The following is a 13,014-nucleotide window of genomic DNA, read 5'->3' as shown; positions in this document are numbered from 1 at the left end:
GAAGTATCCGTTTGTAAACAAGGCATGAGGTGGGTCGCGCGTCCTTCGGGGCCGCGGTGTTGGCAGACATCACCAGCAGCGCCTCAGGCGCAGGAGAGCAAACAATGAGCACCGGGCAGTCACGCGAAATCTTCGAGCTTCTCGACGGCCAGCCACGCAAGGCGATGATTCGCGTCATCGGCGTTGGCGGCGGCGGATGCAATACCGTCAACCAGATGGCGCAAGCTGGAATCGACGGCGTCGAATTCATCTGTGCAAACACCGACCGGGACCACCTTGAAAAGTGCGTGCCAACCAGTCAGCTGCAGCTCGGCATCGAGTTGACCCGTGGTCTCGGAGCCGGTTCCGACCCCGAGGTGGGGCGAGCCGCTGCCGAGGAAGATCGCGACCGTATCCGCGAGATGCTCGAAGGTAGTGACCTGTTGTTCGTCACCGCCGGCATGGGCGGCGGTACCGGCACCGGTGCGGCGCCGGTGATTGCCGAAGTGGCCAAGGAGCTCGGCATCCTGACGGTCGCCGTGGTGACCAAGCCGTTCGCGCACGAGAACAAGAAGCGCATGAACGTCGCGCTGCGCGGCATCGACGAACTGCGGGACCGGGTCGATTCACTGGTGCTGATTCCGAATGAGAAGCTGTCGCTGGTGTTGGGGTCGAAGATCACCGTGCTCAACTGTTTCAAGGCCGCCAATGACGTGCTGCAGAACGCGGTGGCCGGCATCTCCGAGCTGATCACCCGTCCGGGCCACATCAACGTCGACTTCGCCGACGTCAAGACGGTCATGAGCAACCGCGGCATGGCGATGATGGGGATTGGTCGCGCCAGTGGCGAAGGCCGTGCGCAGAAGGCGGTGGAGATGGCGCTGTCGAGCCCGCTGCTTGATGACATCGAGCTGTCCGGTGCCCGCGGCCTGCTGGTCAACGTCACCTGCGACGAGTCGCTGGAGATGGAAGAGTGGGAATACATCAACCAGCGGGTCAACGAGCTGGCGGCCGATGAGGCGGATGCCAAGTGCGGCATGGCCTTCAACCCCAACGCCAACGGCGAACTGTGGGTGACGGTGGTGGCCACCGGCCTGGCACCGCAGCGGGGTGCGATGCCGCAGCCTGCACAGCAGCCGCTCAATGTGGCGGGCAACCCCAAGGTCGCGCCGTTTCTCAAGCCGGTTGAGACGCAGCACGCTCAGCAGCCGCAGACCCAGCCGCAGCGTCCGCAGAACGTCGAGGTGCCGACCTACATCCGCCAGGGCGCGCGGGTGGCCGCAGGTGGCGGCGGTTCCTCGTTCCCGATCGGGCTCGACGAGGACATCATCAACATCCCGGCGTTCCTGCGAAACCAGGCCGACTGAGCCCGGCGGCACGGGCCGCCGGAGTTCATGCCCGGTTCATGGCCGGTGATACAATTTGCCGATGCCCGGGCCGGATTACCGTCCGGGCATTGTCTTCACCGCTGAGGGTCTACCCGGGTTAATGGCACAACAACGTACGCTCCGTCAGGCAATCCGCGCGTCCGGCATCGGGCTGCATTCCGGCCGCAAGGTGTTCATGTCATTGCTGCCGGCGGGTCCGGATACCGGCATCGTGTTTCGTCGCACTGACCTTGACCCGGTGGTCGAGCTGCCGAGCCGTGCCGATTGGCTGCGTGAGGCGACCATGTGCAGCACCCTGGTTGACGACCAGGGCACCCGGGTGGCGACCATCGAGCACCTGATGTCGGCTCTCGCCGGCCTCGGCGTGGATAACTGCATCGTCGAGCTGTCGTCGCCCGAGGTGCCGATTATGGATGGCAGCGCCGCGCCTTTCGTGTTTCTGATTCAGTCGGCCGGCATTCATGAGCAGGAGGCGCCGAAGCGGTTCCTGCGGATCCGTCAACCGGTGCAGGTCGCTGATGGTGACAAGTGGGCCCGGTTCGAGCCGCACGACGGCTATCGGTTGTCGTTCGCCATCGAATTTGCCCATCCGGCGCTGCGGCGTAGCGGCCAGCAGGTGACGCTCGATTTCTCCACCACGACCTACATCAAGGAAGTGGCGCGGGCCCGCACCTTCGGGTTCATGCGAGAGCTCGACGCGCTGCGTGCCAACAATCTCGGCCTCGGGGCCAGCCTCGACAACGTGGTCGCGCTCGACGACTTCCGCGTGGTCAATCAGGATGGTTTGCGATACGAGGACGAGTTCGTCCGCCACAAGATCCTGGATGCCGTAGGCGACCTGTATCTGCTCGGCCACAGCGTGATCGGCGCTTACAGTGCCTACAAATCCGGGCACGCGCTCAACAACAAGCTGGTGCGCGCCGTACTCGAAGATCGCGCGGCCTGGGAGGTCGTGACCTACAGTAGTGCAAGCGCACCGGCGCCGATCACCTACGGGCGCGGGAGTTTGGCCGCGGCCTGAGCGGCGCGCACCGAAACAGGGCAATTTGATCGGCGGAGGGCAATATTTCCGCCCCCACGCGCTTGCGTGAACGAAATTGGGCGGCCTACACTCCGGCCTTCCCCTGAATCGGTCTGACTTTTGCATCGATTCGGCTGGGGCGACATCCGAGGCAGTGGCCGACCACGTCGAGCACCTGTCGCTGGTGGGCGCGCAGGGGGATCAGGGCAGCGGCCGACTGGGAATAGATCACCAGCGTGGTTCCACGCAGGTTAACGATTCGCAGGTGGTGGGCCCAGGGGGAAGGGATTTCCGCATGCAACTGCCGAGTGGCGGTTGCCAACAACGAAGCGCGGCTCAAGAGCTGGCGCAGCGGTCCCGGCCGGTCATTCAGCCAATGGCGAATGGGCAGAGGGTCGGGCTGAGAAGAGGTCATTGATGGATATTATCGTCGTCAGCAGCCGTCAGGGTCAGACGCGGCGCTTTTCACTGCAGTGGCGCAGTCTCTGGCTGTGGTTGCCGCTTGGGATGCTGATGACGGGACTGCTGTCCGCAGCAGGCATGGTCGGCTACTGGATGGCCGATAGCGGGCCGTCGACGCTACCGAGCAACCTGGTCACCGCCTGGGCCGGGCAGGTCGCCGAACAACGGGCCGCGCTGGAGCAGACCCGCGGCAACGCCGCCGAGGATGCGCGGGCGCTGGCCCGCCGGCTGGCGCGCATGCAGGCGCACATGATGCGACTGGAAGCGGCAGGGGCCCGCCTGACCGAAGTTGCCGGGCTTGACGAAGGCGAATTTGATTTTGCTTCCGCGCCTGCCCTCGGGGGGCCCGAGGGGGCCACCCAGAGCACCGAGACGCCGACCTACGCCGATGTGTTCGAGTCGCTCGACACCTTCGAGCGGCAGCTGAGTGATCGGGAGCGTCAGCTGCGGGTGCTGGAGGATCTGCTGCTGGCCAGTCGGCTGCAACAGGAACTGCGGCCGTCCGGATGGCCGGTGGAAGCCGGATGGATCTCGTCGCTGTTCGGGGTTCGCACCGACCCCTTCACAGGACGCCGCGCCATGCATGAAGGCATGGACTTCGCCGCCCGCGAAGGCAGTGACATCTACTCGGTGGGTGCCGGCATCGTCTCCCACTCCGGTACCCGCAGTGGCTACGGCAAGATCGTCGAGATCAACCATGGCAATGGGTACGTGACCCGCTACAGCCACAACAAGACCAACCTGGTGAAGACCGGTGATCGTGTCTACAAGGGCCAGCGACTTGCCCAAGTGGGCAATTCGGGGCGCTCGACCGGACCACACCTGCATTTCGAGGTGCTCTACAACGGCCGGGTGGTCAATCCGCAAAAGTACATCCAGGCCGCGCGCTGACGCGTGGGCGACTCCCGCGGCGAACTTCGCGTGCTTGAATTGACCGCCGACACCCCCATCGTCGTCGGGCGGCTGGAGGCTTGGGGCATACTAGTGCTCTCTACGGCCGGCCTCCGGGCATCGCGCCGATCCATCGCCAATCCGTGACCCATGTTCAATAATCTGCTGGCCCGAGTTTTCGGGAGCCGGAACAAACGTCTCATCAAGCGCCTGGCCCGTATCGTCGACGAGGCCGCCCGCCACGAAGCCGCCGTCGCGGCATTGTCGGATGAAGCCCTCGCCGGGCAGACCGTCAAGCTGCGGGAGCGCCTGCAGAAGGGTGAGTCGCTCGACCGCATTCAGGCCGAGGCCTTCGCCACCGTGCGCGAGGCCGGTGCCCGCGTATTGGGGATGCGCCACTTCGATGTCCAGTTGATCGGCGGCTCGGTACTTCATCAGGGCAAGATCGCCGAGATGAAGACCGGTGAAGGCAAGACCCTGGTGGCAACGCTGCCGGTCTATCTCAATGCCCTCGAAGGCAAGGGTGTTCACGTCGTCACCGTCAATGACTATCTGGCCCGTCGCGATTCGGAGTGGATGGGTCGGCTCTACCGCTTTCTCGGGCTCACCGTGGGCGTGGTTGTTTCCGGTCAGTCCGGCGACGAGAAGCGGGCCGCATACGCGGCCGACATCACCTACGGAACCAACAACGAGTTCGGCTTCGACTACCTGCGCGACAACATGGCCTTCGCGATCAAGGACAAGGTGCAGCGTGGCCAGCATTTCGCCATCGTCGACGAAGTGGACTCCATCCTCATCGACGAAGCGCGGACACCGCTGATCATCAGTGGCCCCACGGACGACGATCCGACGCTGTGGAAAAAGCTGAATGCCATCATTCCGCAGCTGAAGCGACAGCAGGAGGAAGAGGGCGAGGGCGACTTCTGGGCTGACGAAAAGGGCAAGCAGGTTCACCTGTCCGAGACCGGCATGGAGCACGTCGAAGACCTGCTGCGTGCCAATGGTCTGCTCAGCGAGGACGAGACCCTCTATGACCCGGCCAACATCATTCTGGTCCACCACATCAATGCCCTGTTGCGGGCCCATCACCTGTACCGGCGCGATGTCGAGTACATCGTCCGCGGCGGGCAGGTGGTGATCATTGACGAGTTCACCGGGCGCATGATGTCCGGCCGCCGCTGGTCCGACGGTCTGCATCAGGCGGTGGAGGCCAAGGAAGGCGTCAATATCCAGCAGGAAAACCAGACGCTGGCGAGCATAACCTTCCAGAACTACTTCCGCCTCTACGGCAAGCTCGCCGGCATGACCGGTACCGCCGACACCGAGGCCTTCGAGTTCCAGAGCATCTACGGTCTCGAGGTGGTGGTGATTCCCACCAACCGGCCGATGCAGCGGATCGACGGTGGTGACCAGGTGTTCCTCAACGCCCAGGACAAGTTCAACGCGGTGATCAAGGACATCGTCGAGGCGAACGCCAAGGGGCAGCCGGTCTTGGTGGGGACGGCGAGCATCGAGACCTCCGAGCTGCTGTCGGGGTTGCTCAAGCAGCGCAACATCCCGCATGAGGTTCTCAACGCCAAGCAGCACGAGCGTGAAGCCGAGATCATCGCCCAGGCAGGCCGCAGCGGCGCTGTCACCATTGCGACCAACATGGCCGGACGCGGGACCGACATCGTGCTGGGCGGGTCACTGGAAGCCGAGTTGGAAGGCTTGCCCGAAGACGATATTGCCGGTCGCGAGCAGGTACGCGTGACCTGGCAGCAGCGTCACGATGCGGTGCTGGCCGCCGGCGGTCTCAAGGTGATCGGGTCCGAGCGTCACGAGAGCCGCCGTATCGACAACCAGCTGCGTGGCCGCTCCGGTCGTCAGGGCGACCCCGGCGCCACCCGCTTTTACCTGTCGCTCGACGACACCCTGATGCGCATCTTCACGCCGCCGCGGATGCGGTCGATGTTGCAGAACCTCGGCCTCGAGGAAGGCGAGGCGATCGAACACCGCTGGGTCACGCGCGCCATCGAGACGGCACAGCGCAAGGTTGAAAGCCACAATTTCGATATCCGCAAGAACCTGCTGGAATACGACAACGTGGCCAACGATCAGCGCAAGGCCATTTATGAGCTTCGCGACCAATTGATGGCATCGGAGCGGGTCACCGACATGGTCGATGCCATCCGTCCGGATGTGATCAATGGCTTGGTCGATGCGCATATTCCGCCGCAGTCGGTCGAATCGATGTGGAACGTCCCGGCGTTGGAAGCCGCGCTGCAGAAGGAATTCGGGCTCGAGTTGCCGGTGCAGCGCTGGCTCGACGAGGAAGACAAGCTGAGCGAGTCCGCGCTGCGCAAGCGGCTGCTCGAAACCGTCTCCACGGCCTACAGCGACAAGAAGGCCCAGGTTGGCGCGGCCGTGCTGGAACACTTCGAGAAGGCGATCATGCTGCAGGTGCTCGACCAGCTGTGGCGCGAACATCTGGCGGCGATGGACTACCTGCGCATGGGCATTCATCTGCGCGGCTATGCGCAGAAGGACCCCAAGCAGGAATACAAGCGCGAAGCCTTCATCATGTTCAACGACATGCTGGCGCGCTTCAAACATGATGTGACGGCGACGCTGGCGCGGGTGCGGATTCAGACCGAAGCCGAGGTTGAGGCGGTGGAAGCCCGACGCCGCGAAGCCGCCGCCGCACTCGAAGGGCGAATGCAGATGCAGCACGCCGAGGCAGACGGGGTCTCGACCGCCGCCGGTGTGGACGATCCGGCCGCGTCGACCGCGCGGCCCACAGCGGGCGCCGGCGCGCGAACCCTGGGCGCTGCGGCACCGCCGCCGCCGCGACCGGCAACGGTGGTCCGCGACTATCCCAAGGTCGGCCGGAATGACGCCTGCCCCTGTGGCAGTGGCAAGAAGTACAAGCACTGCCACGGCGCCCTGAACTGAACCTCGTTGCAGGCGCGGCGACGGCCAGGTGTCGCTGGCTTTCGCCCCGCGCCACTTTTCCCTAAGCTTCGCGGCCTGTCCGGTTTCGCGAGGTGCGGCATGGCGGTCGATCTATCTCCCCCTGAACCCCTGTTGCCGGTGCCGGGCGTACGCCTCGGCACCGCTTCGGCCGCAATCAAGAAGGCGGGGCGTCAGGACCTGTTGGTGATCGAGCTGGCAGAAGGCAGCCGGGTGGCCGGGGTTTTCACCCGCAATGCCTTTGCTGCGGCGCCGGTGCAGCTGTGCCGTGCGCGTCTGGCCGTCCGCTCTGATATCCGTGCGCTGCTGGTCAACAGTGGCAATGCCAACGCTGCCACCGGCGACGCCGGCCTTGCCGATGCCGAGGCGACCACGGCCGCGGTGGCCACAGCGCTGGCAGCCGGATCGGACCGGGTGCTGCCGTTTTCCACTGGCGTAATCGGCGTACGGCTGCCGGTGGCGCGGATGCAGGCGGCCATCCCGGAGGCCTTGGCACGGGCGCAACCGGATGGCTGGAACCTGGCGGCCGAAGCCATCATGACCACCGATACCGTCGCCAAGGGCGTGTCTCGGCAGATCACCACCGGTCGGGGCCCGGTCACCGTCACCGGGATTGCCAAGGGTGTCGGAATGATCTACCCCAATATGGCGACGCTCTTGGCGTTTGTCGCCACCGATGCCGCCTTTGATGCCACCGCGCTGCAGGCGTTGACGCAGGAGCTGGCCGACCGCAGCTTCAATTGCGTCACCATCGACGGTGATACCTCCACCAACGACAGTTTCATCGTCTGTGCCACCGGCCAGGCGGGCGGTGCGCCGCTGCACGCCGAAGACCCCGATTACCACGCCGTTGCCGAGGCGATGCTGTCGGTTTGTGAAACCCTGGCCCAGGCAATCGCCCGTGACGGTGAGGGGGCCACGCGCTTCGTCACGGTCGAGGTGACCGATGCCATCGACCGCGCCGAGGCACGGCAGGTCGCCATGGCAGTGGCGAATTCGCCACTGGTCAAGACCGCGCTGTTTGCCGGCGATGCCAACTGGGGCCGGCTGGTGATGGCGATCGGGAAGTCCGGCGTGCCTGGGCTGGACCCGGCGCGGATCGATATCGCGCTCGATGATGTCCCGCTGTTGGTGGGCGGGCAGCCGCACCCCGACTATGTCGAGGCGCTGGGGGCGGCGGTACTGGCGCGCAACGCCTACACCATCCGCATCGCGCTTGGGCGGGGCAGCGCATCGCTGCGCTGCTGGACCTGCGATTTCTCCTACGACTACGTGAAGATCAACGCCGAGTACCGAACGTGACGGTCGCGGGCGACCCCGCGCTGCCGCTGATTCAGGTTGCCTGTGGCGTACTGGTCGATGACGCTGGCGCGGTGCTGATGGCCCAGCGTCCGACCGGCAAGATCGCGGCCGGTTATTGGGAGTTTCCCGGCGGCAAGATCGAACCGGCTGAGGGCGCGGAGGCCGCCCTGCGGCGTGAGCTGCGGGAGGAGCTGGATGTCGAGATCACCGACATTGAGCCACTGATCGACTTCATGCACGGCTATCGCGATCGCCGCGTGCGGCTGCAGACCTTCCGCTGCCGGGTGGCGGCGGGCAGCCCCAGAGGACGGGAAGGGCAGACCCTGGCCTGGCGCCCGGTGGATGCCCTGCTCGACCTTCAGCCGCAACTCCCCACCGTGGCCCCCATCCTCAATGCGCTTCGGCTGCCGATCCATTACGCCTGGACCCCGCCGCTGGAGATGCCGCGGGCGCTTGTCTCCCTGCCGCTACCCCGCATGCCGGCCGGCAGTCTGGTCCGGCTACGGCAGCCGGATTGGGACGCCGGCACCTATGCCGCCAGCGCGCCGGCCTGGGTGGCACGCATGCAGGATGCCGGTCTGCAGCCGGTGGTGGACCGCCCTGAAGTGCTGCCGGACTGTCCGGGGGCCAGCCTGCATCTGAGCGCCCGTGCGGCGGCGACGTTGCCGGATCGTGCCGCCGCCGGTGGACGCTGGTTGCTGGTCTCGGCGCACAACGAAGCCGAGCTGCTGATCGCGGCCGGGCTGGGTGCAGATGCGGTGGTGATCGGCCATGTCGCCTCCACCCCATCGCATCCCGGTGTCGCTGCCCTGGGCTGGAAAGGGTTCACCGCGCTGGCCCGCGCTGCCGGCCGGCCGGCCTACGCCATCGGCGGTCTCGATGCAGAACGCGATCACGCCGCTGCCCGCCTCGCCGGCGCCCAGGGCATCGCCGGGATTCGGACCTACTGGCCGCGGTCTCACTGACCGCGCAGCAGTGCCGAGTAACAGCGACCGCCCTTCTCAGCACTCTGCACGCAGACCCTGTCATCGCGAGTGGCGTAGCCACGCGGCGATCTCGTCTGGTTGGCAGTGCGGCTACTGGACCTCGGATGGTCCCGCCAATACACCTCAGCGCAGGCCATCCTGGCGACCCGTCACTTCGCTAATCCACTCCGGCCTCGGCATCCATGCCGTGTCGTGAACTCCACCTGCGAGCAGTGCTCGCAAAAACGGTGGGGTTCACCCCTCACCCTTCACTCCCAACGCTCAGGCTCCCCCTGCGGTGCCATGGGATCGATCGGCTCGCCGGGCACCACGTGACGTTCGGCAAACCATTCGCCGAGATCGACCATCTTGCAGCGTTCGCTGCAGAACGGCCGCCAGCGATTCTGGTCGTCGAGGCGGCTGGCCTTGCTGCACTGGGGGCAGCGTCCGATGCGGGTGGGGGTGGCGCTCACAGCACGCAGCACTGCATGTCGAAGGGGATATCCACCATCAACTGCTGGCTGCGCGCATTGATGTCACGCGCACTCATGAAGCGGATGCTGAACCGGTGCCGGCTGGCGCTGATTTCCGGGTAAGCCGACACCGAGCGCGGGACATGGACCCGTAGCAGATGGCAGACACCCGGCGGATTGTGAATATGCATGCCGCGCTGGGCGACCACCGCTTCCGGTTCCCGGCTCTGGCGCAGCAGTCGCAGGTACAGCAGGATGGCCTGCTCGAACGGTCGCATGTCGGCCGACCAGGCGTCGAGGTCCCGTTCGAGCCCGGCGCGGGACTGTGACAGCCAGTAGTGCAGGGTGGGCAGATCGAACCCGCAGGTGCCGCCCGGCATGCCGTAGCGATTGGCGACGGTGATGAGAAAATCGTTCTCCCGCATCAGGTTGCCGGCGAACTGGGTGGCCAGTTGCTGCATGCCGTTCACCGCAGCGGTGAGTTCGTCGAGGACCGATTTCAGTGAGTCGGGATCGATACCGGGACGCTGGGCCAGACGGGTCAGCGCGGCATGTTGCTCGCTCAGTTCCTTGAGAATGTCGTTCTTCAGGTCAGAGCGCGACAGCACCGACAGAATATCCAGCAGCACATGCAGGGTGGCGCGGGTGCCGTACTCGGAGGCATCACGGCGATGGTGGCGGTACTGCCCGAACAGGAATTCCAGGCGCAGGAAAACCCGCACGCGCTCCGTCAGCGGTTGTTCAAAGACGACGGGGATTTCGGCAACGGCCACTCGAACCCGATAATGAGAATGCGCGCCGATTGTGAAGTGTGTCGCAGTTCATTTCAAACCGCGGCTGCGCGTTGCTGCGCGATGGCCAGCCAGTGCGGATGCAGGGCATCGATCTGTCGGGCGGTGTCGTCGCGGCTACCGCTATTGTCGATGACGTCGTCAGCGGCTGCCAGCCGGGTTTCGCGTTGGGCCTGGGCGGCGAGCATCTGACCGGCCAGGGTGGCATCAATCCCGTCCCGGACGACCAGTCGGGCGACCTGCAGTGCCTCGGGGATATCCACCACGACAATGCGGTCGATCAGATGGCGCATCGGGCTTTCGAGCAGGATGGCCACCGACAGTACGCAGTAGGGCGCGGTCTGGTCATCGCGCCACTGCCGCAGGCGAGCCCCGATCAGCGGGTGCAGCAGCGCCTCAAGCTGGCGTCGGGCCTCGGGATTGGCGAACACGTGCTCGCGCATGCGGCGGCGGTCGAGGCTGCCGTCGGCCTGCAGCATGTCGGGGCCGAACGTCGCGGCGATGCTGGCAAGCGCCGGCTCTCCCGGCTTCACCACATCACGGGAGACCTGGTCGGCATCCAGTACCGGCACGCCGCGATCCCGCAGCAGGCCTTCCACCAGCGACTTGCCACTGGCGATGCCGCCCGTCAGTCCCAGCGTCAGCGCACTCACAGGCCGGCGCTACGCAGATAGGCGGCGGTGATGGTGTCCCCCGCCACCAGGGCGATCCAGCCCGCTGCGGCGAGATAGGGACCAAACGGAATCTGGAGATCGCGGCCACGATTGCGGGCGAGGATCAGGCCGATGCCCACCACCGCCCCGACCACCGACGACAGCAGGATGATCAGCAGCAGTTGCTGCCACCCCAGCCAGGCACCGAGGGCGGCGAACAGCTTGAAGTCGCCGTAACCCATGCCTTCCTTGCCGGTCAGCAGTTTGAACGCCCAGTACACCGACCACAGGCTGAGGTAGCCGGCCGCCGCGCCGATGACCGCCGACGACAGCGAGGCCTGCAGCGGCACCAGTGCCAACAGCAGACCGGCCCACAGCAGCGGCAGGGTGATGCTGTCCGGCAGCAGGGTGGTGCGGGCGTCAATGACGGCCAGCACCAGCAGGCTCCAGGTCAACACCAGCGCCGCCGCCAGTTCGGGGCCCCAGCCGAAGCGCCAGGCACAGGCGGCCGACAGCAGCCCGCAGGCCAGCTCCACCAGCGGGTATTGCGGTGAGATGGGCGCGGCGCAATCGGCACAGCGTCCCCGCAACCATAGCCAGCCGATCACCGGAATGTTGTGCCAGGGGCGGATACGCTGGCGGCACTGCGGGCAGGTCGACGGCGGTTGGGTGAGCGACAGCGGTGGCTCGGCCTCGGCGGGTAGTTCCAGAATCTGACGGGCCTCGATTCGCCAGTCTCGCTCCATCATCGCCGGCAACCGCAGGGCGACCACATTGAGAAAGCTGCCGACCAGCAGGCCGAGCACCAGCGTCAATGTGATCAGCAGGCCGAGGTTGCCGGCCAGCAGCTCGACCAGTGGCGACACTAGATCGCCTGACCCATCTTGAAGATCGGCAGGTACATGGCCACCACCAGGCCGCCGACCAGGACGCCGAGCACCGACATGATGAAGGGCTCCATCAGCGCCGTCAGGTTGTCGACCAGGTTGTCCACCTCGGCTTCATAGAAGTCCGCCACCTTGGCGCACATGGCGTCGAGCGAGCCCGATTCCTCGCCGATCGCGACCATCTGTGTCGCCATGTTGGGGAACATGCCCGACTGCTCCATGGTCAGCTGCAGCTGTTGGCCGGTGGCCACCTGGTCCCGCATGGTGTGGATGGCTTCGGTGTAAACGATGTTGCCAGCGGCCTTGGCCACCGAATCCATCGCTTCCACCAGCGGCACCCCGGCGGCGAACATGGTCGACAGCGTGCGGGCAAACCGCGCCACGGCCGACTTGTGGAGAATGTCGCCAACGATGGGAATCTTCAGCGATACCCGGTCGAGAATGCGGCGGAACTTCTCCGAACGTTTCTTCAGGGCGATGAAGCCGGCAATCGATGCGCCGATGACAAAGACCATCTGGATGCCGTTAGCCTGCATCCATTTCGACAGGTTGATCACCATCTGGGTGAAGGCCGGCAGGTCGGCGCCAAAGCCCTGGAAGAGGTCCTGGAACTGCGGCACAACGAAGTAAAGCAGGATGCCGGTGACGATGAAGGCCACCACCAGTACCGCGATCGGGTAGGTCAGCGCCTTCTTCACCTTCTTTTTCAGTGCTTCGGTCTTTTCCTTGTAGGTGGCGATCTTGTCGAGCAGGGTTTCCAGCGCGCCCGACCGTTCACCGGCATCCACCAGATTGACGAACAGATCGTCGAAGTACAGCGGGTACTTGCCGAGCGCTTCGGAGAACGAAGAGCCACCCTCGATATGGGTCTTGATGCCCATGATCATCTCGCCCATGGCCGGCTTGTCGTGGCCACGGCCGATGATCTCCAGCGCCTGCACCAGCGGTACGCCGGACGACAGCATGGTCGACATCTGCCGACTGAACACAGCGATATCGATCGATTCGATGGTCCCCTTGCCCTTGGAAAACAGGGTCGAGGCCTTGCGCACGGCGATCGGGTTGATCCCCTGTTTGCGCAGATAGAGTTTGATGTGGTCGGCATTGGGGCCGATCGACTGGCCCTTGATCCGGTTGCCCTTCTTGTCGACCCCTTCCCACTTGAAGGGATACTCCTTGACTGCGGCAGTCGCCATGGTGCTTGTCTTGGTGCGCGTGAGGGTTCAGGTCGGAGTGTAGTCCGGCGGCGC

12 protein-coding genes are annotated in these 13,014 nt (G+C 65.3%); 6 read left to right on the top strand and 6 right to left on the bottom strand.

Features of this window, described 5'->3' with window-relative positions:
• Positions 1 to 104 precede the first annotated feature (104 nt).
• A complete protein-coding gene (gene ftsZ, locus JN531_RS02145; protein WP_228347212.1) occupies positions 105 to 1,346 on the top strand; it encodes a cell division protein FtsZ in 1,242 nt (413 codons plus the stop codon).
• A 121-nt stretch (positions 1,347 to 1,467) separates the two neighbouring features.
• Positions 1,468 to 2,388 carry a UDP-3-O-acyl-N-acetylglucosamine deacetylase gene (gene lpxC, locus JN531_RS02140; protein ID WP_228347211.1) on the top strand — a complete coding sequence of 307 codons (921 nt, stop codon included), beginning with the start codon at positions 1,468 to 1,470 and terminating at the stop codon, positions 2,386 to 2,388.
• An 85-nt stretch (positions 2,389 to 2,473) separates the two neighbouring features.
• Here the strand turns inward: lpxC and JN531_RS17395 are convergent, their stop codons facing one another.
• On the bottom strand, positions 2,474 to 2,803 hold the full coding sequence (locus tag JN531_RS17395; protein WP_366522391.1) for a DciA family protein: 330 nt from the start codon (positions 2,801 to 2,803) through the stop codon (positions 2,474 to 2,476).
• 2 nt (positions 2,804 to 2,805) lie between these two features.
• On the opposite strand from JN531_RS17395, the gene JN531_RS02135 reads away from it, so the two are divergent.
• From JN531_RS02135 to JN531_RS02120, 4 genes are all read left to right on the top strand, one after another.
• A complete protein-coding gene (locus tag JN531_RS02135) occupies positions 2,806 to 3,741 on the top strand; it encodes a M23 family metallopeptidase (RefSeq protein ID WP_228347210.1) in 936 nt (311 codons plus the stop codon).
• A 150-nt stretch (positions 3,742 to 3,891) separates the two neighbouring features.
• A complete protein-coding gene (gene secA / locus JN531_RS02130; RefSeq protein ID WP_228347209.1) occupies positions 3,892 to 6,675 on the top strand; it encodes a preprotein translocase subunit SecA in 2,784 nt (927 codons plus the stop codon).
• Between the two features lie 99 nt (positions 6,676 to 6,774).
• Positions 6,775 to 7,995, top strand: coding sequence for a bifunctional glutamate N-acetyltransferase/amino-acid acetyltransferase ArgJ (gene argJ / locus JN531_RS02125; RefSeq protein WP_228347208.1), 1,221 nt, complete (start codon positions 6,775 to 6,777; stop codon positions 7,993 to 7,995).
• Entirely contained in the window at positions 7,992 to 8,960 is a 969-nt protein-coding gene (locus tag JN531_RS02120) for a Nudix family hydrolase (protein WP_228347207.1), read from the top strand. Before argJ ends, JN531_RS02120 begins: the two co-directional genes overlap by 4 nt.
• Before the next feature lie 269 nt (positions 8,961 to 9,229).
• Here JN531_RS02120 and JN531_RS02115 read toward each other — a convergent pair whose 3' ends face one another.
• From JN531_RS02115 to JN531_RS02095, 5 genes are read right to left on the bottom strand one after another with little or no spacing between them, the layout of a single operon-like run.
• A complete protein-coding gene (locus JN531_RS02115; protein WP_228347206.1) occupies positions 9,230 to 9,433 on the bottom strand; it encodes a DNA gyrase inhibitor YacG in 204 nt (67 codons plus the stop codon).
• A complete protein-coding gene (gene zapD / locus JN531_RS02110; protein WP_228347205.1) occupies positions 9,430 to 10,206 on the bottom strand; it encodes a cell division protein ZapD in 777 nt (258 codons plus the stop codon). The genes JN531_RS02115 and zapD overlap by 4 nt, the downstream gene beginning before the upstream one ends.
• 53 nt (positions 10,207 to 10,259) lie before the next feature.
• The gene (gene coaE, locus JN531_RS02105; protein WP_228347204.1) at positions 10,260 to 10,877 is read right to left on the bottom strand and encodes a dephospho-CoA kinase; all 618 of its coding nucleotides are present in this window, start codon (positions 10,875 to 10,877) and stop codon (positions 10,260 to 10,262) included.
• Positions 10,874 to 11,743, bottom strand: a complete 870-nt coding sequence (locus JN531_RS02100; RefSeq protein WP_275591474.1) for a prepilin peptidase — start codon at positions 11,741 to 11,743, stop codon at positions 10,874 to 10,876. The genes coaE and JN531_RS02100 overlap by 4 nt, the downstream gene beginning before the upstream one ends.
• On the bottom strand, positions 11,743 to 12,960 hold the full coding sequence (locus JN531_RS02095; RefSeq protein ID WP_228347203.1) for a type II secretion system F family protein: 1,218 nt from the start codon (positions 12,958 to 12,960) through the stop codon (positions 11,743 to 11,745). Before JN531_RS02095 ends, JN531_RS02100 begins: the two co-directional genes overlap by 1 nt.
• Between the last annotated feature and the right edge of the window lie 54 nt (positions 12,961 to 13,014).

The sequence above is a fragment of the Flagellatimonas centrodinii genome, from assembly GCF_016918765.2.
Lineage (GTDB): Bacteria > Pseudomonadota > Gammaproteobacteria > Nevskiales > Nevskiaceae > Polycyclovorans > Polycyclovorans centrodinii.
The sequence above is the reverse complement of the archived record's forward strand: the minus strand, read 5'-3'. Positions and strand labels throughout refer to the sequence as shown.

Excerpts from the sequence above, each read along its gene's own strand:
- ftsZ (WP_228347212.1), top strand. The coding sequence starts at position 105 with ATGAGCACCGGGCAGTCACGCGAAATCTTCGAGCTTCTCGACGGCCAG.
- lpxC (WP_228347211.1), top strand. The coding sequence starts at position 1,468 with ATGGCACAACAACGTACGCTCCGTCAGGCAATCCGCGCGTCCGGCATC.
- JN531_RS17395 (WP_366522391.1), bottom strand. The coding sequence starts at position 2,803 with ATGACCTCTTCTCAGCCCGACCCTCTGCCCATTCGCCATTGGCTGAAT.
- JN531_RS02135 (WP_228347210.1), top strand. The coding sequence starts at position 2,806 with ATGGATATTATCGTCGTCAGCAGCCGTCAGGGTCAGACGCGGCGCTTT.
- secA (WP_228347209.1), top strand. The coding sequence starts at position 3,892 with ATGTTCAATAATCTGCTGGCCCGAGTTTTCGGGAGCCGGAACAAACGT.
- argJ (WP_228347208.1), top strand. The coding sequence starts at position 6,775 with ATGGCGGTCGATCTATCTCCCCCTGAACCCCTGTTGCCGGTGCCGGGC.
- JN531_RS02095 (WP_228347203.1), bottom strand. The coding sequence starts at position 12,960 with ATGGCGACTGCCGCAGTCAAGGAGTATCCCTTCAAGTGGGAAGGGGTC.